The sequence below is a fragment of the Ruegeria sp. AM7 genome, assembly GCF_056535965.1.
The window spans coordinates 2,228,672-2,253,607 of record NZ_JBQFJE010000003.1; the positions used below are offsets into that span (position 1 = coordinate 2,228,672).

24 protein-coding genes are annotated in these 24,936 nt (G+C 58.0%); 13 read left to right on the top strand and 11 right to left on the bottom strand.

What is annotated here, in order from left to right; genetic code table 11:
• The first annotated feature begins 97 nt into the window (after positions 1-97).
• The gene (gene carB, locus ACR3EG_RS15095; protein WP_480496786.1) at positions 98-3,442 is read left to right on the top strand and encodes a carbamoyl-phosphate synthase large subunit; all 3,345 of its coding nucleotides are present in this window, start codon (positions 98-100) and stop codon (positions 3,440-3,442) included.
• Positions 3,443-3,495: 53 nt separating this feature from the next.
• Here carB and ACR3EG_RS15100 read toward each other — a convergent pair whose 3' ends face one another.
• The 3 genes from ACR3EG_RS15100 to ACR3EG_RS15110 are packed head-to-tail and all read right to left on the bottom strand — an operon-like array spanning position 3,496 to position 8,059.
• On the bottom strand, positions 3,496-6,546 hold the full coding sequence (locus ACR3EG_RS15100; RefSeq protein WP_480496785.1) for an efflux RND transporter permease subunit: 3,051 nt from the start codon (positions 6,544-6,546) through the stop codon (positions 3,496-3,498).
• A gap of 11 nt (positions 6,547-6,557) precedes the next feature.
• A complete protein-coding gene (locus tag ACR3EG_RS15105) occupies positions 6,558-7,595 on the bottom strand; it encodes an efflux RND transporter periplasmic adaptor subunit (RefSeq protein WP_480496784.1) in 1,038 nt (345 codons plus the stop codon).
• Complete coding sequence (locus ACR3EG_RS15110) at positions 7,592-8,059, bottom strand: MarR family winged helix-turn-helix transcriptional regulator (protein WP_480496783.1); 468 nt, start codon at positions 8,057-8,059, stop codon at positions 7,592-7,594. Before ACR3EG_RS15110 ends, ACR3EG_RS15105 begins: the two co-directional genes overlap by 4 nt.
• Before the next feature lie 169 nt (positions 8,060-8,228).
• Between ACR3EG_RS15110 and ACR3EG_RS15115 the strand changes: the two genes are divergently transcribed.
• Positions 8,229-9,353, top strand: coding sequence for a beta-ketoacyl-ACP synthase III (locus tag ACR3EG_RS15115; protein WP_480496782.1), 1,125 nt, complete (start codon positions 8,229-8,231; stop codon positions 9,351-9,353).
• A 99-nt stretch (positions 9,354-9,452) separates the two neighbouring features.
• Here ACR3EG_RS15115 and ACR3EG_RS15120 read toward each other — a convergent pair whose 3' ends face one another.
• Both ACR3EG_RS15120 and ACR3EG_RS15125 read right to left on the bottom strand, forming a co-directional pair.
• The gene (locus ACR3EG_RS15120) at positions 9,453-9,983 is read right to left on the bottom strand and encodes a hypothetical protein (protein ID WP_480496781.1); all 531 of its coding nucleotides are present in this window, start codon (positions 9,981-9,983) and stop codon (positions 9,453-9,455) included.
• Positions 9,984-10,105: 122 nt separating this feature from the next.
• Positions 10,106-10,567 (bottom strand): hypothetical protein, encoded by a 462-nt coding sequence (locus tag ACR3EG_RS15125; RefSeq protein WP_068336404.1) that lies wholly within the window; start codon positions 10,565-10,567, stop codon positions 10,106-10,108.
• A 357-nt stretch (positions 10,568-10,924) separates the two neighbouring features.
• Between ACR3EG_RS15125 and ACR3EG_RS15130 the strand changes: the two genes are divergently transcribed.
• Positions 10,925-11,503 carry a thymidine kinase gene (locus tag ACR3EG_RS15130; RefSeq protein WP_480496780.1) on the top strand — a complete coding sequence of 193 codons (579 nt, stop codon included), beginning with the start codon at positions 10,925-10,927 and terminating at the stop codon, positions 11,501-11,503.
• On the opposite strand, the gene ACR3EG_RS15135 is transcribed toward ACR3EG_RS15130, so the two are convergent.
• The 5 genes from ACR3EG_RS15135 to ACR3EG_RS15155 all read right to left on the bottom strand — a co-directional run bounded on the left by ACR3EG_RS15135 (position 11,500) and on the right by ACR3EG_RS15155 (position 14,692).
• Positions 11,500-12,450 (bottom strand): 2-hydroxyacid dehydrogenase, encoded by a 951-nt coding sequence (locus ACR3EG_RS15135; RefSeq protein WP_170352364.1) that lies wholly within the window; start codon positions 12,448-12,450, stop codon positions 11,500-11,502. The two genes, ACR3EG_RS15130 and ACR3EG_RS15135, sit on opposite strands and share 4 nt — an antisense overlap.
• Positions 12,450-12,788, bottom strand: a complete 339-nt coding sequence (locus tag ACR3EG_RS15140; protein ID WP_170352363.1) for a tRNA-binding protein — start codon at positions 12,786-12,788, stop codon at positions 12,450-12,452. Before ACR3EG_RS15140 ends, ACR3EG_RS15135 begins: the two co-directional genes overlap by 1 nt.
• A complete protein-coding gene (proC, locus tag ACR3EG_RS15145; protein ID WP_480496779.1) occupies positions 12,781-13,596 on the bottom strand; it encodes a pyrroline-5-carboxylate reductase in 816 nt (271 codons plus the stop codon). Before proC ends, ACR3EG_RS15140 begins: the two co-directional genes overlap by 8 nt.
• A 37-nt stretch (positions 13,597-13,633) precedes the next feature.
• Entirely contained in the window at positions 13,634-14,134 is a 501-nt protein-coding gene (locus tag ACR3EG_RS15150) for a type III secretion system chaperone family protein (protein WP_170352361.1), read from the bottom strand.
• Positions 14,135-14,443: 309 nt separating this feature from the next.
• Positions 14,444-14,692 (bottom strand): accessory factor UbiK family protein, encoded by a 249-nt coding sequence (locus ACR3EG_RS15155; protein WP_170753357.1) that lies wholly within the window; start codon positions 14,690-14,692, stop codon positions 14,444-14,446.
• Between the two features lie 97 nt (positions 14,693-14,789).
• Here ACR3EG_RS15155 and lgt point away from each other — a divergent pair, with 97 nt between their 5' ends.
• The 6 genes from lgt (at position 14,790) to ACR3EG_RS15185 (ending at position 19,006) form a co-directional block, all read left to right on the top strand.
• Positions 14,790-15,677, top strand: coding sequence for a prolipoprotein diacylglyceryl transferase (lgt, locus tag ACR3EG_RS15160; protein ID WP_480496778.1), 888 nt, complete (start codon positions 14,790-14,792; stop codon positions 15,675-15,677).
• Positions 15,674-16,741 carry a class I SAM-dependent methyltransferase gene (locus ACR3EG_RS15165; protein ID WP_480496957.1) on the top strand — a complete coding sequence of 356 codons (1,068 nt, stop codon included), beginning with the start codon at positions 15,674-15,676 and terminating at the stop codon, positions 16,739-16,741. Before lgt ends, ACR3EG_RS15165 begins: the two co-directional genes overlap by 4 nt.
• On the top strand, positions 16,738-17,496 hold the full coding sequence (pgeF, locus tag ACR3EG_RS15170) for a peptidoglycan editing factor PgeF (RefSeq protein WP_480496777.1): 759 nt from the start codon (positions 16,738-16,740) through the stop codon (positions 17,494-17,496). The genes ACR3EG_RS15165 and pgeF overlap by 4 nt, the downstream gene beginning before the upstream one ends.
• A gap of 271 nt (positions 17,497-17,767) precedes the next feature.
• Complete coding sequence (locus ACR3EG_RS15175; protein WP_280635732.1) at positions 17,768-17,896, top strand: hypothetical protein; 129 nt, start codon at positions 17,768-17,770, stop codon at positions 17,894-17,896.
• A gap of 173 nt (positions 17,897-18,069) precedes the next feature.
• A complete protein-coding gene (locus ACR3EG_RS15180; RefSeq protein ID WP_170352357.1) occupies positions 18,070-18,228 on the top strand; it encodes a hypothetical protein in 159 nt (52 codons plus the stop codon).
• Between the two features lies 1 nt (position 18,229).
• Complete coding sequence (locus tag ACR3EG_RS15185; RefSeq protein WP_170352356.1) at positions 18,230-19,006, top strand: Hint domain-containing protein; 777 nt, start codon at positions 18,230-18,232, stop codon at positions 19,004-19,006.
• Between the two features lie 116 nt (positions 19,007-19,122).
• On the opposite strand, the gene ACR3EG_RS15190 is transcribed toward ACR3EG_RS15185, so the two are convergent.
• Positions 19,123-19,623, bottom strand: coding sequence for an Lrp/AsnC family transcriptional regulator (locus tag ACR3EG_RS15190; protein ID WP_170352355.1), 501 nt, complete (start codon positions 19,621-19,623; stop codon positions 19,123-19,125).
• 227 nt (positions 19,624-19,850) lie between these two features.
• Here ACR3EG_RS15190 and trxB point away from each other — a divergent pair, with 227 nt between their 5' ends.
• The 4 genes from trxB (at position 19,851) to ACR3EG_RS15210 (ending at position 24,921) form a co-directional block, all read left to right on the top strand.
• Positions 19,851-20,792, top strand: a complete 942-nt coding sequence (trxB, locus tag ACR3EG_RS15195) for a thioredoxin-disulfide reductase (protein WP_480496776.1) — start codon at positions 19,851-19,853, stop codon at positions 20,790-20,792.
• 3 nt (positions 20,793-20,795) lie between these two features.
• Positions 20,796-21,254, top strand: coding sequence for an RES family NAD+ phosphorylase (locus ACR3EG_RS15200; protein WP_480496775.1), 459 nt, complete (start codon positions 20,796-20,798; stop codon positions 21,252-21,254).
• A 60-nt stretch (positions 21,255-21,314) separates the two neighbouring features.
• Complete coding sequence (locus ACR3EG_RS15205; RefSeq protein ID WP_480496774.1) at positions 21,315-22,985, top strand: adenylate/guanylate cyclase domain-containing protein; 1,671 nt, start codon at positions 21,315-21,317, stop codon at positions 22,983-22,985.
• A 217-nt stretch (positions 22,986-23,202) separates the two neighbouring features.
• Positions 23,203-24,921, top strand: a complete 1,719-nt coding sequence (locus ACR3EG_RS15210) for a bifunctional sulfate adenylyltransferase/adenylylsulfate kinase (RefSeq protein WP_480496773.1) — start codon at positions 23,203-23,205, stop codon at positions 24,919-24,921.
• Positions 24,922-24,936: the final 15 nt, after the last annotated feature.

The following is a 24,936-nucleotide window of genomic DNA, read 5'->3' on the forward strand; positions in this document are numbered from 1 at the left end:
CGATACCCCTTGAACCTTTTCGCGCTGTCCCTATAACGCAGGACAATTTGGGCGCTTGGGGGTGCCCTGACTCGCGAACAATTGAAGGAACGTGGCCATGCCGAGAAGAACCGACATCAAGTCGATCATGATCATCGGGGCGGGGCCCATTGTCATCGGTCAGGCATGCGAGTTCGACTATTCCGGCGCACAGGCATGTAAAGCGCTGCGCGAAGAAGGCTACCGGGTCATTCTGGTGAACTCGAACCCCGCCACGATCATGACCGACCCAGGTCTGGCCGACGCTACCTACATCGAGCCGATCACCCCCGAAGTTGTTGCCAAGATCATCGAGAAAGAGCGCCCCGACGCCCTGCTTCCTACCATGGGCGGACAGACCGGGCTGAACACTTCGCTGGCGCTGGAAGAGATGGGCGTGCTGGACAAGTTCGGCGTCGAGATGATCGGTGCCAAGCGTGACGCCATCGAGATGGCCGAAGACCGCGCACTGTTCCGCGAGGCGATGGACAGGCTGGGCATCGAAAACCCCAAAGCCGAGATTGTAACCGCCCCCAAGGACGCGGACGGCAAAAAAGATCTGGACGCGGGCGTAGCGCTGGCGCTTGAGACACTGGAGACCGTCGGTCTGCCCGCCATCATCCGCCCCGCCTTTACATTGGGCGGCACCGGCGGCGGCGTGGCCTATAACCGCGAGGATTACATTCATATCTGCCGCACAGGCATGGATGCGTCCCCCGTGGGTCAGATCCTGATCGACGAAAGCCTGCTGGGCTGGAAAGAATATGAGATGGAGGTGGTGCGCGACACCGCCGACAATGCCATCATCGTCTGTTCCATCGAAAACGTCGATCCCATGGGCGTGCACACGGGCGACTCGATCACCGTGGCCCCGGCCCTGACGCTGACCGACAAAGAATACCAGATCATGCGCAACCACTCGATTGCCGTGCTGCGCGAGATCGGGGTCGAGACCGGCGGATCGAACGTGCAATGGGCGATCAACCCCGTCGATGGCCGCATGGTCGTGATCGAGATGAACCCGCGCGTGTCGCGCTCGTCTGCGCTGGCGTCCAAGGCGACCGGTTTCCCGATTGCGAAAATCGCCGCAAAACTGGCCGTGGGTTATACGCTGGACGAGCTGGACAACGACATCACCAAGGTCACGCCTGCGTCCTTCGAGCCGACCATCGACTATGTCGTCACCAAAATCCCGAAATTCGCGTTCGAGAAGTTCCCCGGCTCGGAACCCTACCTAACCACCGCGATGAAGTCGGTGGGTGAGGCCATGTCCATCGGCCGCACGATCCACGAATCGATGCAAAAGGCGCTGGCCTCGATGGAATCGGGCTTGACCGGCTTTGATGAGGTCGAAATCCCCGGCCTGAACGTCGGCCTGTGGGATGAAGCCGACGACAAGGCCGCCGTCATCAAAGCGATCAGCCAGCAGACGCCGGATCGCCTGCGAACCATCGCGCAAGCCATGCGCCATGGTCTGACCGACGATGAGATTTTCGGCGTCACCAAGTTCGACCCGTGGTTCCTTGCCCGCATCCGCGAGATCATCGACGCCGAGCGTCAGGTCCGCAAAGACGGCCTGCCCGTCACCGAGGACGGCATCCGCAAGCTGAAAATGCTGGGCTTCACCGACGCGCGTCTGGGCAACCTGACTGGCCGGGACGAGGCCAACATCCGCCGCGCCCGCCGCAATCTGGGTGTGCACGCCGTGTTCAAACGCATCGACACCTGCGCCGCCGAGTTTGAGGCGCAGACGCCCTATATGTACTCGACCTATGAGGCCCCGATGATGGGCGAGGTCGAATGCGAAGCCCGCCCAAGCGACCGCAAAAAGGTTGTCATTCTTGGCGGTGGCCCCAACCGGATCGGTCAGGGGATCGAGTTCGATTATTGCTGCTGCCACGCCTGTTTCGCGCTCACCGATCAGGGCTATGAAACCATCATGATCAACTGCAACCCCGAGACGGTCAGCACCGACTATGACACCTCGGACCGCCTGTACTTTGAGCCGCTGACCTTTGAACACGTCATGGAAATTCTGACCAAGGAACAGGAAAACGGCACGCTGCACGGGGTCATCGTTCAGTTCGGCGGTCAGACGCCGCTGAAACTGGCCAATGCGCTTGAGGCCGAAGGCATTCCGATCCTTGGCACCACGCCTGACGCGATTGATTTGGCCGAAGACCGCGAGCGGTTCCAGGCGCTGGTGAATGATCTGGGCCTGAAACAGCCGAAAAACGGCATCGCCTCGACCGATGAACAGGCGCTTGAGATCGCGGACGAGATCGGTTTCCCGCTGGTGATCCGCCCCTCCTACGTTCTGGGCGGCCGCGCGATGGAAATCGTGCGCGATGTGGAGCAGCTGCGGCGCTATATCAACGAGGCCGTCGTCGTCTCGGGCGACAGCCCCGTTCTTCTGGACAGCTATCTGGCCGGCGCGGTTGAACTGGACGTTGATGCGCTGTGCGACGGCACTGATGTGCATGTGGCCGGCATCATGCAGCATATCGAAGAGGCCGGCGTGCATTCGGGCGACTCGGCCTGCTCACTTCCGCCTTACTCGCTGTCCAACGATATCCTCGACCAGATCAAGGATCAGGCGTTCAAACTGGCCAAAGCGCTGAACGTCGTGGGCCTGATGAACGTGCAGTTCGCGATCAAGGACGATGAGATCTACCTGATCGAAGTGAACCCGCGCGCCTCACGCACCGTGCCGTTCGTCGCCAAGGCGACCGACAGCGCGATTGCGTCCATCGCAGCGCGTATCATGGCTGGTGAGAAGCTCTCGACCTTCCCGATGCGCCCCGCGTACAAAGAAGGTCAGGACACCAAGATTGCTGACCAGATGACGTTGGCCGACCCGGACATGCCGTGGTTCTCGGTGAAAGAGGCGGTGCTGCCCTTCGCCCGCTTCCCTGGCGTCGACACCATTCTGGGCCCGGAAATGCGCTCGACCGGCGAGGTCATGGGCTGGGACCGCGACTTCCCGCGTGCCTTCCTCAAGGCGCAGATGGGCGCTGGTATGGTTCTGCCGTCTGAGGGCCGCGCATTTATCTCGATCAAGGATGCCGACAAAACACCCTCAATGCTTGAGGCGGCGCAGGTGCTGACGGCACAGGGCTTTACGCTGGTTGCCACGCGCGGCACGCAATCGTGGCTGGCGGAACAGGGCGTGGCCTGCGACGTAGTCAACAAGGTCTATGAAGGTCGTCCGGACGTGGCAGACATGTTGAAAGACGGTCAGGTACAATTGGTGATGAACACCACTGAAGGTGCGCAGGCGGTCGAAGACAGCAAAGCCATCCGGTCGATCGCGCTCTATGACAAGATCCCCTATTTCACCACAGCGGCCGCCAGCCATGCAGCAGCTTTGGCGATCAAGGCGCAGGCCGAGGGGGATGTCGAGGTCAAATCTCTTCAGGGCTGACCCCCGCACCAGAATAAGGCAAAACCCCCGGTCGATGACCGGGGGTTTTTCATTTAAACAACAGGTTGCGGAGCGGACTTTCGCCGGTATTCCGGCAGGAAGAACACCATGTAGAACACCGGCGCCGCCACCATGGTCAGGATCGTGGCAAAAGCCAGTCCGCCCATGATCGTCACCGCCATCGATTTGAAGAATGCATCCGTCAACAGCGGCGCCATCCCAAGAATGGTGGTGATCGCTGCCAGCATCACAGGACGCAGACGCGAGACCGAGGCTTCAATGATCGACTCGCGCAATCCTTTGCCGGTTTCGCGTACCAGATCGATCTCTTCGACCAGAACGATTCCGTTCTTGATCAACATCCCCGAAAGACTCAGCAGCCCAAGCAGCGCCGTAAACGTGAAGGGCAATCCGGTGCCCAGCAAGCCCAAGACCACCCCATTGACCGACATAGGCACAAGCAACCAGATGATGATCGGCTGACGGATCGCGTTAAAGATCAGCACCGAGATCAGCACCATGATCAGCAAGCTCAGCGGCAGTTGACGCCCAAGGCTTTCATTCGCTTCGCCGGCATTTTCGAACTCACCACCCCATTCCATCCGATACCCTGCAGGAAGGTCCATGCTTTCGATGGCCTCACGGACCTCGGAATGGACCTGAGCCGCCGTGAATCCCGCCGGAATATCCGCGCCAACTGTGATGGTCAGAACCCTGTCCCTTCGGTGCACAAGCGTGTTCAACGCCTTGTATTCGAACCCATCCACCATCTGCTCGATAGGAACAAAGCGCTCGGATTGGTCCGAAAACACGACCTGGTCCACGATCGAATAATCTCCGTCCGCCGGTCGACGCAGGATGATCGGGATCAGGCGATCCCTTTCGCGGAAAACACCGCCCGTGATTCCATCGGTTGAAAACTGCAGCGTGGCTGCAATATCCTCGCGTGTAACACCCGCCGTCTGCGCGCGTTCGGTCGCATAGATCGGCTGGACGGCTAGCGCCTTTTCACGCCAGTCATGATGAACGTGTAGCGCGTTTTGCGACGCATCCCGCATCCGCAACACAGCCTCATCCGCAAGCTGGCGCAGCACAACCGGGTCACTGCCCGAGAAGCGGGCCTGGATTGGATCGCCTCCGCCCGGACCAAAGATCAGACGCCTTGTACGGAACTTTCCTTCAGGGAATTGCGCCTGACCAAATTCCGCAAGCTCGGCACGCAGCGGGGGGATGTCCTCCAGCGTCCTGGTACGGATGATCAGGTGGCCGTAACTTGGATTGGGTTTCTCTGCCTCATAAGTTAGCAGGAAACGGGTCGCGCCCTGCCCGACAAAGGTGGCGACGGACACGACATCATCCCGGTTGGCCAGCCACTCTTCGAAAACCGCCATATCCTCAGCGGTCCGCGCGATCGGCGTTCCTTGCGGCAGGTTGTAATGGACGAAGAACAGCGGCGTGTTCGAGTCGGGAAAGAACTGCTGTTTCACCAGCCCGAACCCGGCAAAGCACGCCACGGTGACAGACACCAGCAAGGCAATCACCAACCAGCGGAACCGCAATGCCCATCTTAGGATCGCTCCGTAGACGCGGAACATGATGCCGCCATAGGCATCAATTGCACCAGCTTTACCCTGCTTGAAAAAGTAATGTCCCAGCATCGGAGTAACCGTCAGGGCCAGAATCCAGCTCAGCAAAAGTGATATTCCGATGACGGCAAACAGCGAGAACATGAACTCTCCGGTCGCGTCCGGGCTTAAGCCTATCCCGGCGAAAGCCATGATGCCGATGATGGTCGCGCCCAAAAGCGGAATTTGGGTTTTGGACGCGGCCTCGTCTGCTGCATCGCGCGAGTTTTTACCCCGCAACATTGCGATTTGCATTCCTTCGGCGACCACGATGGCGTTGTCGACCAGCATACCCATCGCAATAATCAGGGCCCCTAGGGAAATCCGTTCCATCTCGATGGAAAACAGCGCCATGAACAGCAACGTCCCGACAACGGTCAGCAACAGCGTCGAGCCGACGACAATCGCGGCCCGCCAACCCATGAACACAGCTAGGACAAGAACGACGATTGCCACCGACATCGCAAGGTTCACCAGAAAATCGTTCGAGGCTTGCTCGACGACCACGTGCTGCTGATAGATCGGCAGGATTTCGACACCGTAGGGGATTTGTCCGTCAAGTTCGGCGAATTTCTCGTCTGCGCGCTTGCCAACCTCGACAATGTTCTCGGTCGACAGCCCTGCAATGCCCAGCGTAAAGGCTTCTTCCCCGTTAAAGCGGATGATGACATCCGGGTCGGTCTGGCGGCCGCGGTACACATTTGACATGTCAAACAGGTTGATCACCTGCCCCTGCGACCCAACGGACAGACCCGCAATGGCCGAAACAGTGTCCGAGCCTTCGGCGGTCAGGACCGTTGTTCGGTCATCTGCAGACCGCAACGAGCCTGATGCGTTCACCGAATCCGCATTTGCGATCGCCTCGTTGATTGCCTGCAGCGGCACGTTTTGATTGACCGAGATCGCCAAGTCCGGTTCGACGAAAATCGCCTCTTGCGGCAGGCCCATGACTTCGACATCGGCCACCCCTTCGACCGTCAGCAATTCGCGCCGCAGAAACGTGGATAATTCGTGTTTTTCAGCGTCCGAAAAGCCATCCGCAGTGACTGCATAGAACAGGCCGAACACGTCGCCGAATCCATCGTTAACCAATGGCTGGCCGACCCCGGACGGCAACGCCCGGGCGGCGTCCCGTACCTTGGCGCGCAGCTTGGTCCAGACTTCGGGCAGCTCGGTACCGTCATAGGTCGACTTGATCTCAACCTCGATCAGCGAAAACCCCGGCTGGTTGAGCGAGGTGATGGTTTTGACCTCTCCCATCTGCTGAATGGCGGATTCCAGTGGCTCCGATACCTCCAGAGCCACCTGCTCGGCCGTTGCGCCGGGATACTGCGTGGCGATGACAGCATTCTTGATGGTAAAGGCCGGGTCCTCCAGTCGCCCAAGCGACAGAAAACCCCAGATGCCGCCGAACAAGGCGATCAGGATGATCAACCACGTATAGATTGGCCGGTCTATGGATGCGCGTGCGATATTCATGCGTCCGCCCCTTAGTTCGCAAAGCCGGCAAAGCGGCGTACGGCTTGCCCGTCGGTCAGCGCTCCGCCTCCGGCAACCACGATTTCATCGCCATCCTCCAGCCCGGACAGGACGCTGACGTCACCGGATGCCGTGGGTTCAATGGTTACGGGGACCCATTTGACACTGCCTTCATCCGCGCCGACGGGCGAAAAGACAAAGACACCCAAAACACCTTCAGCATCTGCAACAACTGCTGTGGCGGGAACGACGATACCTGTACGTTGGTCCTGTACCTGCACATTCACCGTTACCGATGACCCCGGAAGAATCTGCAGACCTTCTGGCGGTGTCAGGCCGAATTGAATGCGGAACGTCTGACCGACGCTCGACGACTCGGCGTCGAATTCCCGGATTTGCAGAGGGAATACTTCGTCACTGACGGGGAATTTAGCCGTGATGGTGATGTCATCCTGCTGGCCCGAGCGCTGGAACAAAATCTCGGGCACGTCCACTTCGATGCGCAGCTCGGACATGTCATGGATACGCACAATCGGTGTCCCCGCCGAGACGGTCGTAAAGGATTCCACTGCCCGGCTTGAAACGAGGGCATCAAAGGGGGCCGTCAGCGTGGCCTGCTCTAGATCGTATAGCGCATCGCGCACCGCAATATCCGCCAGCTGAGCCGCTGTCTCGGCATCATCCACGGCAACTTGACTTGCTGCAGTTCCCCGCAGACGGGACAAGCGCGCCAGCGTTCGGTCCGCCTGATCTTTCTGCAGCACAGCCCGGTCGTAGCGACGCTGGAATGGTTCACGATCCAGTTCAGCAATCAATTCGCCTTTGGGAATCACGAAACCTTCGGTTACCGGCATATCAACGATTTGCCCCGCCACCTGAAAAGCCAGATCAACCGTCTGTCGCGCTGCGACCCGGCCAAAGAACTGCCGCGAAAACCCGGGCGCGGTTTCTTGCACAACCATCAGCTTGACCGGCTTGGCAGCACTTTCTGCCATGGCCGTGGTGGCCAGCATGGTCAGGGCGAGGCCCAAAACAGAGATCAATTTCATTTCTTCAACCCCTCGGGTATTCCCGTTTTCAGAATGTTTTCCCGGATTTTCCGGGCAAGCCGGGCGAATTCGGCCGTTTCATCAGTCGTCAAACCGGATGCGCGCTGAAACAGCGCCCCGGCCTCGGCCACCAAAGTCTGGCGCATCGCCAACCCCTTGTCGGACAACACCAACAGCCAGGCTCGACGATCGTCCGGATCGCGCTCTCGCGTCAGGTAACCTGCCGTTTCCAAAGCATCAGCAGTAGACGTGATTGTAGATGGCACCGTCAGCATATCCGCCGCCAAAACGCCCATACGCTTGGGTTGGTCCAACTTTATCACCATGTGACACTCTTGATGGGTCAGTTCGACCTCCATCAAATCAAAGCTTTCTTCCAGCTTCCAATAGAGAGCATAGACCCCCATCATGGCCTGCATTTCGGGGCTTAGTCGCTTTACCAGTGCGCTGTCGTCGAATGTCATGTGCCGAATCCGTTGCCGTTCACGGGGCGTCATATACTTCAAAAAATGAACTATTCAAGATTTGAAGCGCATTGACGCCGCAACTTTGATGTTCCCTTGGGTCAATCTCTCTTGAACTAACCTTGCGTTGACTGCATTTTGGGCAAATCCGAAAAACGCAGGGGCAGCAATGTATACGCCAGCAATCACCGGAACCGGTGTGTTCACGCCAGACTATGTCATCACCAACGCGGAACTTGTTGCCGCCTTTAATGCATACGCCGACAAGGTGAACGCCGAAAATGCCGACGCGATTGCTTCGGGTGAAGTGGAACCGCTGCAGCATTCATCGGAAGAGTTCATTCTCAAAGCGTCAGGCATCGAGAACCGGTATGTGATGGACAAGTCCGGCGTGCTGGACCCCGACGTGATGCACCCCTTGTTGCGCCAGCGCAGTGACGATGAACCCGGCATCATGACCGAGATGGCTGTGGATGCGTGCAAAAAGGCACTGGCCCAGGCCGGGCGCGCACCCGAAGATGTGGATCTTGTGATCTGCGCCGCCTCGAACCACGAACGGGCCTATCCGGCGATTGCGATCGAAATCCAGCAGGCGCTGGGGATCAAGGGCTTTGGCTTTGATATGAATGTCGCCTGTTCCTCGGCCACTTTCGGTATTCAGGCGGCCGCTGACATGATCAGGTCAGGGTCAGTGAAATCCGCGCTGGTGGTCAATCCCGAGATTTGTTCGGGCCATCTGGAGTGGCGCGACCGCGATTGCCATTTCATTTTCGGAGATGTTGCGACCGCCACCCTGATCGAACGCGTTGAAGACGCAAACGGTCCCTATTTCGAAATCCTCTCCACCCGTTGCGCGACCGAGTTTTCGAACAACATTCGCAACAACAACGGCTACCTGCGCCGTTCGCGCCCCGACGGCGTGGTCGACCGGCGTGACATGCAGTTCATGCAGAACGGCCGTAAAGTCTTCAAGGAAGTGCTTCCGATGGTCAGCAAGCACATTGCCGACCATATGGACTCCGAAGGGCTAAACAGCTCTGACCTGAAACGCCTGTGGCTGCATCAGGCGAACAAGACGATGAACGATTTCATAGGCAAAAAAGTTCTGGGCCGCGAGCCCGAACCCGACGAACAACCCAATATCTTGCAGGACTACGCCAACACGTCCTCAGCGGGGTCGATCATCGCATTCTCGAAATACTCGGATGATTTCGCGGATGGAGAAGTCGGTCTGATCTGTTCCTTCGGGGCGGGGTATTCCGTGGGTTCGGTGATCGTGCGGCGGCACGGATAGTGGGTTGTTTCCAGAACTCGCGGGAATGAGTCTTCGACTGTCTGCTTTGAGCCCAAAGTAACCAATACTACGGGGCGCAGAAATGGCTGCTTCCTGGGGTTATCTTAGGATACGACCATCCGGCGTACGTACGCTTATAACTTCCACGGAAATGTCTAAATCGGATTTGATAACATTGGGTGGTAAGTCGGGGGCGACAAGTCTGAGCGACTGTGTTTCCTGTGGTTGTACAATTGGCACCAAAAGAGCCGTACCAAAGCGTTGTTCGCCTTCGAAACCAACCTCCTTCAGAACTGTCAAACTGCCCCCGGCCAAGTAACGAACACCATAGTTGAAGGATGCGACACGCTCCTCTGAGCGGTTCGAAATGGAGCACCCCATTGTTAAAAGAACTTTGCCAAGTACTTCTGCCCGTTCAGGCAGAAAACGGCACTCACTTACGTCAATGCTTTGCCCAATTGGTTGCGGTTGGCGATAGGTCAGAGGGCAGTCTTCAGCGTTGACGTTGCCAGCTGAAGTTGGCGGCAAGCAGGCGTCAAAAGGACTATCAAGACCTTGCGCTGACAAATTTCCAGAAACCGCCAAGCAAACGGTCAGGAGAACAAATACAGATATTAAAGCTCGCTTCATTCGAGCATGTTTCTGCAAAGTTGCCGCTCGCGCAAGTGCAGCGAACGGCCGCTTTGTCCGCAATTCAGACCTTTGAATCCCGTGTCAGAAGGTATCCGCAACCAGAAGGTTGGCGCTTAGTCCTAGCTCACGCTTTCTTCTTCCAGATGCAGCTTCATCTCGATCAGGACCTGTTGCAACAAGCTGGTCTCCTTCAACAAGCGCTTGGCCTCGTTGACGGTGATGATGCCGTCTTCAATAGCAGCTTGATATTCGGTCATCAGCATTGCGAACCGTTGGCTTAAGGCGATGACATCCGAATTCACACCTCCGGTCCTGGGGGTATCCGTATTACGGCCATCATAGGACAGCGTGATATTTTTAAGATCCGCCAGGGCCGAGGTCACATGCGGAAAGTTCGAGACCGCCTCGAGCCGAGCAACCGCATCGACTGGCATAAAACGGTCCGCATGTTCCGCGTTGTCCGAGTAGTACCGACCCAATGTTGCCTTGGACTTGCCTGTAATCTCGCAGGCCGATTCAATGCCGACGTCTTTTACCAACGCCTCGGTATGTTTTTTCAGATAAGCCCCGATATCTGCCATGTTTCAACCTTTACTGCCTGGCTTTCCCACGACATCTGCCACTATGGGGGAAAGGGTAAGGAAATTTCCCATACTCGAGTCATAATTGAAATGCCATAAATTGACTATCCCTCAGATATGCAGGGATTTTGTGAGTGAGTGGCGGCGTTTCCAGCCGGTAATGAGTGTTTGCAAGGCGGTTTTCTGGTCTTGCTCTGTTTTGGCCGCATGATGGCCGACGGCGTCGCTGTTGTTGACGTGGGGGTATCCATCCCCAATGAGCTTTCGCTCGACCCTTGCAACGACAACGGCGACGTCGCTTATTTCTTAGAATTTGGTTACTTGCCCACGCGGATCAGGCGTTTTAGACCCGGGCACATGGCAAAACTGTACTTCAACTATTCAACCATGAACGCGGGTAAATCGACCGTGTTGTTGCAGGCTTCGCACAACTATCGTGAACGCGGCATGGACACCTATCTTATGACCGCACAGCTTGACGGTCGCGCGGGCGTGGGCAAGATCGCCTCGCGCATTGGCATATCTGCAGATGCCGACACGTTCGGGGCAGAAGACAATGTGTTCGACATGATCAAGCACCGTCTGGAGCAGAGTAAGGTGGCCTGCGTATTCGTAGACGAGGCACAGTTTCTGACCCGCGATCAGGTCTGGCAGCTGGCCAGTGCCGTGGATGATCTGAACGTACCGGTTCTTGCCTATGGGTTACGGGTAGATTTTCAGGGACAGCTGTTTCCCGGCTCTGCAGCCCTCTTGGCCCTGGCGGATGAGATGCGCGAGGTTCGAACGATATGCGAATGTGGGCGCAAGGCCACAATGGTCATCCGTCAGGACGCGCACGGGAATACGATCACCGAAGGAGCACAGGTTCAGATCGGCGGGAACGAAACCTATGTCTCGCTCTGCCGCCGACACTGGCGCGAGGCGATGGGCGGTTAAACCGGCGTCAGCAGCGCCCGGCCTGCGATAAAGGCCGCAACATTGTCCAGCGCCAGGTAACCCATATCGGTGCGTACCTCGTCAGTGGCGGTACCCAGATGCGGGCACAGGGTCACGTTCTCCATGTCGATCAGCGCCTGCGGAACCTTGGGTTCGAATTCGTATACATCCAGGCCCGCCCCTGCGATCTGCCCGGACTGAAGGGCTGCGATCAGGGCAGCCTCGTCCACGACTTCTCCGCGCGCGATATTGATCAGTAAGGCATTGGGGTTCATCGCCTCAAGTACCGGCGCATTGATCAGATGTTGAGTTTCCGCTCCACCGGGGACGGCCAGCACCAGAAAATCGACCGACGCGGCCAAAGTGGATAGATCGGGTACGAACTCTGCCGGGAACTCCAATTCCTTCGCACTACGCGACTGATAGGCAACCTGCATGGAAAACCCAAAGTGACAGCGCCGGGCAATGGCCTGTCCGATCCGACCCATGCCAACGATACCCACCCGCTTGCCGGTGACGTGGTGGCCCAGCATTTGCGCGGGATGCCAGCCATGCCAGCCCCCAGCCCTGACGATGCGCTCTCCTTCCCCGACACGGCGCGCGGTTGTCAGCAACAAAGTCATGGCGATATCGGCTGTGGCATCCGTAACGGCACCCGGCGTATTGGTGACCGCAATACCTGACGCGCTGGCCGCGTCCACGTCAATATGGTTGTAGCCGACGCCGAAATTGGCCAGCAGTTTGCAGCGCGGATCGGACACATCCGCGAATACCTGCGCCGAAAAAAGATCGCCAAGCGTTGGCATTACCACGTCGAATTCCGTCAAAGCCCGCCGCATCTCATCCGGTGTCAGTGGCGACGTTTCTTTGCGAATCTCCGCATCGAACTCCGTTCGTGCGCGCTCCATTACAGCGTCGGTCATGGGGCGTGTAATCAATAATTTCATCAGTGCATCCTCCCGCCGGTCGGAACCTCTCCATCCGGTCCGATCAGAACGATCTCGCCATTTTCGTCGGGCAGACCCAAAACCAGCACCTCGGACATGAACTTGCCGATCTGGCGCGGCGGGAAATTCACCACGGCCATAACTTGCTTGCCCACCAGCGTAGCCGGATCGTAATGCGCGGTGATCTGGGCCGACGTCTTTCGCTCGCCGATCTCATCGCCGAAGTCGATCCACATCTTGATCGCCGGCTTGCGGGCCTCGGGGTACGGCTCGGCGCGGATCACTTCACCCACGCGGATGTCGACCTTGAGAAAATCGTCGAAGGAAATCTCACTCACGGGACAGCTCCTTGGATCGGTCGGTGGCAGCTTTGACGGCGCGGCGCAGCAGGTCTGGGAAACCCTGTTCTTCGTGCATCAGCACCTCAAGCGCTGCCTGCGTGGTGCCATTGGGCGAGGTCACGTTGATCCGCAGCTGCGCGGGGTCTTCGTCGGCGGCCATCGCTAGCGCGCCTGCCCCTGCAACAGTAGATTTGGCCAGCTTCATTGCCAGTTCATGCGGCAAGCCCTGCGCCTGCCCCGCGGCGGCCAGCGTTTCGATCAGGTGGAACACATAGGCCGGGCCCGATCCGCTGAGACCAGTCACTGCGTCCATCTGCGCCTCATCCATCAGCCGGACAGTCTCACCAATCGCGGATAGCAGGTTTTCGGCCAGGGTCACGTCGGCCTCGGAGGCCTGTACGTTGCCGATCAGCGCCGTGATGCCCTGCCGGATTGCTGCAGGCGTATTCGGCATCGCTCGTACGATCGGCGTGCCCGCGCCCAACACGGATTCAAATGTGGAAATCGACGTCCCCGCAGCGACCGAGACGAACAGGCTGCCGCCCCCGCCCAGCGCTTTGATCGCGGGCAATGCTTCGCCCATCATCTGCGGTTTGACGGCCACAAGCACCACGGCTGGGGCTTCCGGCAACGGTGTGTTGATATTGACGCCTTGTGCTTTCAACCAGTCCGAGGGGTACGGATCCACGACACAGACCGATGACGCAGGCAGGCCGTGTTCCAGCCAACCCGCCAGCATGGCCGATCCCATCTTACCGCATCCCAGAAGCACCAGCCCCTGTTCCGCGACGCGCGACATGTCCATGATTGCCCCTCCCCATTAACTGGCTTGGGGCAAAGCTTTACGCGCGGCCGTAAGCCTCTGCAATGGCGACTTGCATCGCATCTTCGGGATCACGATTGCCCCATGTGACCAATTGGATCGCCGGGTAATAGCGTTCAGCGCTCAGGACAGCTGCTGTGATCATCGTGTCGATCTGTTCCGGGCTGGCCGTCTGACCGCCCGCCAAAACCAGACCATAGCGGTAGACCATCAGTTTCTGGTTAGCCCAATAGGTAAACGCCCCGGCCCAGCACTGATCGTTCATCTTGTTCAGCAGCTCGTACAGCTCGCTTTCCCGCTCGGATGGCGGGTCCATTTCGAACGAGCACACCATGCGCAGGGTTTCGTCATAGTTCGACCAGGCCAGAGTGATGGAATAGGTGCGCCACTGTCCTTCGACAGCCATGGCGATCTGATCATCGCCGATGCGATCAAAATCCCAGTCGTGATGTTCGGCCAGGTGTTCAACAATATCAATCGGATGAAGGTCTTCTTCGAGAAACTGCTCGGATAGGGCCATAATGCCACCTCACTTATCTCTAGCAATTCGGGGCTGGCAGCGCCCCAGCGCTAGTTGCCTGCTCTACAAGCCGGGCTTTCCCCATGTGCCTGTACTAAATATGGTGCGCCGCGCGCACCCATCTGGCAACCCTATTTATTGGGGATAACAGCAATAAGTTGTGGACGAATAGCAACGGAGGTCAAAATATTGGCGCCGAGTACAGCTTTGTCTTGATTTACTTCTGCAGGGCAGCAAAATGCACAACACCGCTCAATCTGGCGTCAGATTGCGCGGCGTTCTCTTTATATTCGAATCTGTGCTGAGACGTTACTTGTCCAGCTTTGCCTCAAGTGCGGCGATACGCTGTTCCAAGGCTGCGTTTTCCTCGCGCGCCTTTTGCGCCATGGCGCGGACGGCATCAAATTCTTCGCGGGTGACGAAATCGCGGTCGGCCAGCCAGCGGTCGATCATTGACTTCATCGCATTCTCGGCCTCGTCCCGCGCGCCCTGCGCCACGCCCATGGCGTTGGTCATCAGTTGGGATACATCGTCGAGGATCTTGTTGCGGGTCTGCATGGTTTTTCTCCGAAATCGCGGTTGTTCTCTATATGGGTAAACTTTGCGTCAGGCTCAAGGTTGACTTGCCCTGCAAAGCACGGGCAATGAGACGCACATGCAGGCTGTTCTGAATTTCCCCGATCTGTCGCCCGAGTTGTTCTCGATCTCACTCTTCGGGATGGAGTTCGCGCTGCGTTGGTACGCGTTGGCCTATATCGCGGGCATCCTGATCGCGTGGAGGCTGGGTTCAGCGGCGCTGAAACGCCCCGCGCTTTGGGCGGATAACACGCCGCCGATGAAACCCCAGCAGCTTGAGGATCTGATCACCTGGATCATTCTTGGGGTGATTCTGGGTGGTCGACTTGGGTTCGTGCTGTTTTACCAGCCCGCCTATTACCTTGCGAACCCGGCGGACATTTTGAAAGTCTGGCAAGGTGGCATGGCATTTCACGGCGGGCTACTGGGCGTGATTGTCGCCTCTTACATCTATGCGCGCCGTCACCAGATATCGGTTCTGCCGCTGGCTGATCTCATTGCCCACGCTGTTCCGCCGGGGCTGCTACTGGGACGATTGGCCAACTTCATCAACGCCGAGCTTTGGGGCCGCCCCAGCGAGGTGCCATGGGCGGTGATCTTCCCCGGCCCTGCGGCGCAAGACTGCCCCGGCGTGCTGGTGGGCATGTGCGCACGCCACCCCTCGCAACTTTACGAGGCCGCGCTGGAGGGGTTGCTGCTGGGGGCCGCGCTGCTGTGGCTGGTCTACCGCAAGGGCGCGCTGCGCAAACCCGGACTGGTTATGGGTGTGTTTCTGGCCGGGTATGGTGCGTCCCGGTTCATCGTTGAGTTCTTTCGGCAACCGGACGCACAGTTTATCTCGATCGGGAACCCTCTGGGTCTGGCGTGGCATATTGGCGGGTATGGCCTGACCATGGGGCAGCTCTTGTCGCTACCAATGATCGCGCTTGGCCTATGGTTCGCCCTGCGGGCGCGACACGCGCGATGAGCCTGACCGACCATCTGCTAGAGCGCATCGCGCAAGACGGCCCGATGACCGTGGCCGACTACATGACCGAATGCCTGCTGCACCCGACCTATGGCTATTATACCACCCGCGATCCTTTCGGCGCGCAGGGCGATTTCGTCACCGCGCCTGAAATCAGTCAGATGTTCGGTGAATTAATCGGCCTAAGTCTGGCGCAAAGCTGGATGGATCAGGGGCACCCCGATCACTTCGTTCTGGCCGAGCTTGGGCCGGGCCGCGGAACACTGATGGCGGACATCCTCCGGGCCACACGCGGGGTCCACGGGTTCCATGATGCGGCTGAAATCGTGTTACTCGAAGCCTCACCGACCTTGCGCGACATTCAGGCAGAAACGTTAAAGGATTTTGCACCGCGCTGGGTCACAACGCTCACCGAACTGCCCGACGCGCCCTTGTTTCTGGTCGCCAACGAGTTCTTTGACGCCCTGCCCATCCGCCAGTTCCTGCGCGACGGTCCTGCGTGGCGCGAGCGCCTTATCGGGGCCGAGGGCGAATCGCTGACCTTCGGACTGGGTGCTCGGGCGGATCAGGTTGCGCTGACGGATCGATTGCAGGACACGAAAGATGGAGATCTGGTTGAGCTTTGCGCGGCGGCAATCCCCATCCTGACCGTCATCGCAGGTCGAATCGCCAGCCACGGCGGTGCCGGTCTGATCGTGGATTACGGAGACTGGCATTCGCTGGGCGACACGTTTCAAGCCCTACGCGCGCATGACCGCGTAGATCCGCTGGATACGCCTGGCCAGGCCGATCTGACCGCGCATGTGGATTTCGAGCCGCTTGCACTGGCAGCACGTGCCGCCGGTTGCGCCCATTCCCGCCTGACCCCCCAAGGCGTGTTTCTGGAACGGCTGGGGATTACCGCCCGCGCGCAGGCTTTGGCCAATCCGCTCGGCGGGTCCGAGCTTGATACGCTGGTGGCCGCACATCGCAGGTTGACGCATCCCGAGGAAATGGGAAACCTGTTCAAAGTACTGGGGCTCTACCCCTCTTACGCGGCACCTCCACCGGGACTGGAACCATGACACTGGAAATATTGACCTCGGACATGCTGTCAGACGTACGCCACGGCTTTTTCAGCCGCCGTGGCGGAGCGTCATCAGGGGTGTTTTCCGGCTTGAATTGCGGCTACGGCTCGTCAGACCAGACCGAGGTTGTTTCGATCAACCGGGCGCGTGTAGCTCGGGCGATGGAGGTCGAGCCCGAGGCGCTTATTGGCGTACACCAGGTGCATTCTCCGACCGTGGTTAAGGTTGACGCCCCGATGAACGGCGAGCGTCCACGCGCGGACGCAGTGGTCACAGCCACTCCGGGCTTGGCCCTGACCATACTTACAGCGGATTGCCAGCCCGTTCTTTTTGCCGACACCCACGCAAATGTTATCGGCGCGGCCCACGCAGGGTGGCGCGGAGCCTTGGACGGCGTTCTCGAATCAACGCTGGACGCCATGGAAGAACTTGGGGCAAAGCGCGAAAACACGGTCGCTGTAATTGGCCCGTCGATTTCGCAACAAGCATACGAGGTCGGGCCTGAGTTCCTGGAAGATTTCGTCGCAGAAACGCCAGAAAATCTGCGTTTCTTCGCAAATGGGGAAGGCGACAGATTGCAATTTGACCTTCCCGCTTACGGTTTGCATCGCCTCCGACAGGCAGGCGTAGGCCAAGCTGAATGGACCCGGCACTGCACCTATTCAGACCCCGACAGATTCTATTCCTACCGGCGATCTACGCACGCCAAAGAAGCGGACTATGGCCGCCTTATTTCTGCAATCAAATTGTAGACCTAGACTGAATTGTGGCGATTTCGCCGCTTTTTCGCCACATTCTTTGTGTCTACCTGAGTCGTAACAAGTTGAGTTTTATTGTCCGCTCTCAGGTGTTTATCTGCCGATGCTCCAGCAGTGTGAGACAGTATGAAGAAAGAGGAGCTACTAACCTTCATTTTGTCCTGAATTGATCCCGGATCAGCCTTATCGCTGCCTCAATATGGCGTCAGATTGGCATCTCAAAGGGAAATGGGGCCCAAAAACCCCAGAGGAGCAGGACCAGACTATGAAGGTAAAATCTCGCTTTCTGAGCGCCGTTGTCGCGGCGACCAACGAAAAGACGCCGGAGATGCCGTGGAAAAGCATTTCCAGCGACTCGGTCAGGGTTGCCCGTCGTTTGGCGGAACGGGTCTGATCGTGACGCCCAGGGTACCAAGCTGCCGGTTCCAGGGGCCAAGACGCGCATCGGAGGGGTGCTCCGGCCCGGTGCGTGACCTGCCGCAGGTATTTTCCGCGGTCAGGTTCAGGGGTGTTGTGTGCGTGGGCAATTTTCGCCGGCGTTGTTGTGAGTTTGTCTGGGGGGTCAAGATGTTGACCAAAGGTGTGCTGAATACCATCACGTTGCGACGTCGGTTCGACGCTCGCCCTGAGGTCGCCCTTTCATTCAAAACAAAGAAAAAGATCGGTCAGACGGGCCTGTACGGAGGGTTCAACCTGTCTGCACGGATGATAGAAGGGACGGAATAAAATGCCTATTCCACATTCGCTTTCGCGCGCGGCCAAAAACGCCGTCGATACTTCGGCGATGCTGCGGGATGCGCCAAGGGACAAACCAAAGGCGCAACTGCGGCGCTATGAAGTGAGCGCGCTGCTGCCAAATGGCGATATTTCTCAGACCCGCCATATCGCGCCCGCTTTGCCGATGTTCGAAGACGCATTCTGCGCCTTTACCCGAGGATCTTTAATTGAGACGGAAACCGGCCCTCTCGCGATTGAGGACCTGCTGCCCGGTGATACTGTGCTGACGCAGGATGGCTCGTCTCAGACTGTGCTATGGAAAGGCTCTGTGACCCTGGTTCCCGGACGCGAGGATTCCCGAGGTCGGACCCGCCCCCTGACGCGGATAATGGCCGACACATTCGGGATGCAGAAACCTCTTTCAGGCGTTATCGCGGGCCCAGCGGCTCGGTTGGTTGGAACCCCGTCCCACCTGCGCCATCTGCACGGCAATGAGACCGTTTTGACCCCGGTTCACGAGTTTCAGGACGGAATGAGCGTGGTCGAAACCCTGCCGCCAACGCCTATCGAATTGTTCCATATCTGTCTCAAGCGCCATTCGGTGATCAAAATCGACGGGCTGCAGTTCGAGACGTATCATCCCGGCGTCAATGCAGTTCGGATGATCAGCCATTCATTGCGCTCGATCTACCTGAACCTGTTCGCGCATGCCGATTCGCTGAATGATTTTGGTCCGCTGCTGATGCCGCGTGCTGGCGACGGAGAGGTGGACGCGATCACAGCGTAAATTTTTGTCAGTGCTGCAGAGTGGGGGCTTTATGCAGATTCTTTTGGGTTGGGTGCTGTTCCTGATCGTTACAGCGATTCTTCCGCCATGTTGTTCCGCACATAAACGGATGCGCTTCAGGCCATCCGGTTCATGCGTTCTTCCAGAACATCGAACGGCACACCGGGCTCGTCCTTAGCGCCTCGAATCACAAGCGATGTCTTAACACTGGCCACATTTGGGGTGGTCAGCAAATCGCCGGTCAGGAACCGCTGAAAACTGCTAAGGTCAGGGGCGACGCATTTCAGGATGAAATCAACCTCGCCATTCAGCATGTGGCATTCGCGGACCAACGGCCAGTCGCGGCACCGCTCTTCGAAGGCGCTCAGTTCGGTCTCGGCCTGACTTTCCAAACCAACGCTGGCAAAGACCTGAACCTCAAATCCCAGCTCTCGCGCGTTCACTTCGGCGTGGTAGCCGCGGATCAGGCCGGATTCCTCAAGCGTACGAACGCGCCGCAAACACGGAGGCGCAGAAATGCCGACACGTTTCGCAAGTTCGACATTGGTCATTCGACCGTCTGCCTGCAATTCCGCCAGAATTTTGCGGTCAATCTCATCCAGCCGTGTCGCGACCATAAAATGCTCCTGATTTTTCGGTTGTTATATCAGCACCCAGAAGATGCGCAATAATCTTTCGCGTTAGCGCAATATTCTTTATTTTAAACGTCCTATTTATGGGCGCCATTCGCGTAATGCATAGCGGTTCTCTGTCAGGAAAGGGCTTTAAGCACCGCCATCGGGTCGCTATATCCAGACGTCAAGGGGCCACGCGCCCGCATCAGGCAGATCGAGTTGGGGGTACCATGGCCGAAACGAAACACACCAAGGTTCTGATCATAGGATCGGGGCCCGCCGGATACACGGCGGGCGTTTATGCCAGCCGCGCAATGCTGGAACCGATCCTGGTGCAGGGTATTGAACCCGGCGGTCAGTTGACCACCACCACAGAGGTCGAGAACTGGCCCGGCGACACAGAGGTTCAAGGCCCCGACCTGATGGTTCGTATGCAGGACCATGCTAAGGCAATGGGATGTGAGATCATCGGTGACATCATCAGCGATCTGGACGTCAGCAAACGCCCCTTCACTGCCAAAGGCGACAGCGGCACGACCTATACAGCTGATGCGGTCATTCTGGCGACCGGCGCACGCGCAAAATGGCTTGGGCTGCCGTCCGAGGACAAGTTTAAGGGCTTTGGTGTCTCGGCCTGTGCCACCTGCGATGGGTTCTTCTATCGTGGACAGGAAATCGTTGTCATTGGCGGCGGCAACACGGCCGTGGAAGAAGCTCTGTTTCTGACGAATTTTGCCAGCAAGGTCACCCTGATCCACCGTCGTGACGAACTGCGGGCCGAGAAAATCCTGCAGGACCGCCTGATGAAAAACGAAAAGATCGAACCGCTTTGGTTCCACGAGCTGGACGAGGTGCTTGGCACCGATGCGCCTTTGGGCGTTGAGGGCGTGCGCGTCAAGAACGTGAAAACCGGTGAAATCTCTGAGATTCCCTGTAAGGGGGTGTTTATTGCCATCGGTCACGCCCCTGCAAACGAGCTGGTCAAGGACACGCTTGAAACCCAAATGGGCGGCTATGTCGTGACCAAGCCAGGTTCTACCGAGACTTCGATACCAGGCGTATTCGCCGCCGGTGACTTGACTGACCACATCTATCGTCAGGCCGTTACCAGCGCTGGTATGGGCTGCATGGCAGCGCTGGATGCCGAGCGGTTCCTGGCGGAGCAGGACTAGCCAATGATAGAATTCTCCGGCCCGGTCTGGAGAATTCTGTTTCGAACACATTCAGACGCCCCTTTGGCCCCCGCGCGGGCGCCAGAGGGGCGTTTTCACTATGCAGGTCAGACCGCGCTTTACGCATCTCTCAGCGCCGAAGGGGCCGAAGTCGCGATACGTCGCTATGTATCGCGCGATGACCCACCGCGAATCCTGCAACGTGCAAGGATCACAGAGGCACGTCTTGTCGACCTCAGAAGTCAACCCGAAGCATCCATCGTTTGGCAAGACATTGCAAAGGCCTGCGGGCGTTCTCCAACCTGGAAATTCTCGGACAAGGCCCGAGCTTTAGGTGCCGATGGCATGATCTATAGCTCTCGATCACGGCCCCAGCTCAGCCATGTGGTTCTGTTCCGTACCAGTGCCCGGCTTATTTGCGTCGATGCCCCGTCAGAAACATGGGTGCCTGCTTATTCTTGACCCGCCCGCGCGCCCGTATCAGACTCGGGGCACAAGGCAAGAATTCACAGGTGACCTGAAGTGAAGAGCGTATTGTGGCAAGGCGGGTGGATAACCCGGCTGAGGATTGGCAGTGGCCTGATCCTGTTCGCGTTTGCATTCCTGCACTTCATCAATATCGGCTTGGGCCTGTTCCACACCGATTACCTGCACGGAATGCAAGACGGCCGCCACGCTGTCACCCGTCACGACATCGGCAGCGCCTTGCTCTATGCCGCTTTGTTCATTCACTCGGGCCTGGCGCTCTATTCGATCAGTCAACGCAAAACACTAAAAATGCCGCTGAGCATGGCATTGCAGATTGTTCTGGGATTGCTGATCCCGCTGCAACTGATCGCGCATATCGTTCACACACGTTACGCGCATGAGGTGTTCAACGTGAACGACGAGATGGGGTATATCATCGCGCTGATGTGGCCCAGCTCGGCGATCTGGATGCAAAGCATGCTCTTGCTGGTCGTTTGGGTGCACAGCTGCATTGGTCTTCATATGTGGCTCCGGTTGACCAAATGGTGGCCCAAAACAGTCCCCTATCTGATCGGATTGGCAGTGTTCGTCCCGTCATTTGCGATGGCGGGACTATTGACAGAGGGGCGGCGGATTTGGGCCGATTTCGGCGACCCGTTTCTGCGCGACCAATATATCGAGCATTATAATTGGCCGTCGCCCGAAGAATTTCAGGCTCTGTTTAGCGTCAAGGACAATGCGCTATTGGCCTTCTGGATCGCTCTGGGTGTTTCATTGGCGGTGTTTGCAGGACGCAAACTTCTACGGCGCAGACATTCGGTCCGCATTACATATGTCGAAGGACCAGAGGTCGTCGCTGAAAAAGGCATGACCCTGCTTGAGATATCGCAGGCCAATGGCATCCCACATACGGCCCTGTGCGGTGGCAAAGGCCGCTGCACCACGTGCCGAGTCATTGTCGAAGACGGTGCGGCACAGCTTCCGGTTCCAAGCGAAGTTGAAGCCCGCAGCCTTGCCGCAGTCCGGGCGCCCAAAGGCGCGCGGCTGGCTTGCCAAATCCGCCCGACTCAGCCGATTACGGCCTTTCGAATGTTTCGTCCTGATGGCCTTCGAAACCGCGCACATGCCAGCCAAGGCCAGGAACGTCAGCTTGCCGTTCTGTTTCTGGACATGCGTGGGTTTACGTCGCGCACAACGGGACAGCTGCCCTATGATATTGTCTTCCTTCTGAACCGTTTTTTTGACGCGATCGTTCCTGCGATCACCGCCGAAGGTGGGGTAGTCGACAAATACATGGGCGATGGCCTTTTGGCCGTGTTCGAAACCGCCGACCCCGCAAGTTCCGCCCGTGCTGGTTTGATGGCCGCAGCCGATGTCAGCCGCGCACTGGAACGCTTCAACAAGCAACTCAACGCAGAAGGCAGCTCGCATATTCGCATAGGCATGGGGTTGCATCTGGGTGATCTGGTTCTGGGCGAAATCGGTGCCGCCGGAACAGCAACCCGTACCATTATCGGGGACGCGGTCAACGTTGCCAGCCGGTTAGAGGCAGAGACCAAAACTCTGGGCGTCGAGCTTTTGGTCTCAGAGGACCTTCTGCGCGCGGCCGGATACGATGGCGACCAAACGGGGCTACAGTCTTTCAAACTAAGGGGGGTTTCCCGCCCAATTCCTGCGTTGCCAGTAAGGACCGCCACCTTACTGGCGCTTAGGATAGCTGCTTAAGAACGCATGGCCTAGAACTAGCCCAATTGCCGACAATTCGAAGAACCACAGTCGGTATTTGCACCTGAATATGGAAAATTCTTCCAATCCGAGCGAAAACCGCGCATATCGTCCTTTGTTTCATGAATGTATATGGACTTCACCTGATCATCGGGGCAAATGCCCCTCAAACACCTATGAATCACGGGCAAAACTGCCCTTACACAAGAGTATTCCGATGACGATGTTAAGCAATCTGGCCCCTATCTCAGAACTCTATGTCTCCTACGACTCGGCGCAGAAGCTGAAAGTAGAAGCCGCCGAGCTGACCAGTTGGGACCTGAGCCCGCGCCAGATCTGTGACCTTGAACTGCTGATGAACGGCGGGTTCAACCCGCTTAAGGGTTTCCTGTCCGAAGCCGATTACGACAACGTCGTTGAAAACATGCGTCTGGCCGATGGTACCCTGTGGCCGATGCCCATCACGCTGGATGTCAGCGAAGACTTCGCCCAGTCACTCGAGCTGGGTCAGGACATCGCCCTGCGTGATCAGGAAGGCGTCATCCTCGGCACCATGACCGTGACCGACCGCTGGACCCCGAACAAATCCCGAGAGGCTGAAAAGGTATTCGGCGCGGATGACGACGCGCATCCGGCGGTGAACTATCTGCACAACACCGCAGGCAAGGTGTATCTTGGTGGACCTGTGGTCGGCATCCAGCAGCCCGTCCACTATGATTTCCGTGGCCGCCGGGATACTCCGAACGAGCTGCGCGCATATTTCCGCAAGCTGGGCTGGCGCCGCATCGTTGCGTTCCAAACCCGTAACCCGTTGCACCGCGCACACCAGGAACTGACCTTCCGCGCCGCGAAAGAGGCACAGGCCAACCTGCTGATCCACCCGGTGGTCGGCATGACCAAACCGGGCGACGTCGATCACTTCACCCGCGTACGCTGCTATGAGGCGGTACTGGACAAGTATCCGGCCTCGACCACCTCGATGTCGTTGTTGAACCTAGCCATGCGGATGGCAGGCCCCCGCGAGGCGGTCTGGCACGGGCTGATCCGCGCCAACCACGGCTGCACCCACTTCATCGTGGGCCGCGACCACGCGGGCCCCGGCAAGAACTCGGCTGGTGAAGATTTCTATGGCCCCTATGACGCGCAGGACCTGTTCCGCCAGTTCCAAGACGAGATCGGAGTCGAGATGGTCGACTTCAAACACATGGTCTATGTGCAGGAACGCGCCCAATACGAACCCAATGACGAAATAGCGGACAAGGATGACGTCACCATCCTGAACATCTCGGGTACCGAACTGCGCCGCCGTCTGGCCGAAGGTCTGGAAATCCCCGAATGGTTCAGCTTCCCCGAGGTTGTGGCCGAGTTACGCAAGACCAAACCACCGCGCAGCCAGCAGGGCTTTACCGTGTTCTTCACCGGCTTCTCGGGTTCCGGCAAATCGACTATCGCCAACGCGCTTATGGTCAAGCTGATGGAGATGGGCGGCCGCCCCGTGACCCTGCTGGACGGTGATATCGTTCGTAAGAACCTGTCGTCGGAACTCGGTTTCTCGAAAGAGCACCGCGACCTGAACATCCGTCGCATCGGCTATGTAGCGTCCGAGATCACCAAAAACGGCGGCATCGCCATTTGTGCGCCCATTGCGCCTTATGCCACCACCCGTCGTGCCGTTCGCGAAGAGATCGAGCAATTCGGTGCCTTCTGCGAAGTCCATGTTGCGACCAGCATCGAGGAATGCGAGCGCCGTGACCGCAAGGGCCTGTACAAGCTGGCACGCGAAGGCAAGATCAAGGAATTCACCGGCATCTCGGACCCTTATGATGTGCCCCAGAACCCGGAGCTGAGCGTCGAGACCGAGAATGTCGAGGTCGACAACTGCGCCCATCAGGTGCTGCTCAAGCTTGAAAGCATGGGTCTGATTGCAGCGACTTAACCTGACCGCCACATG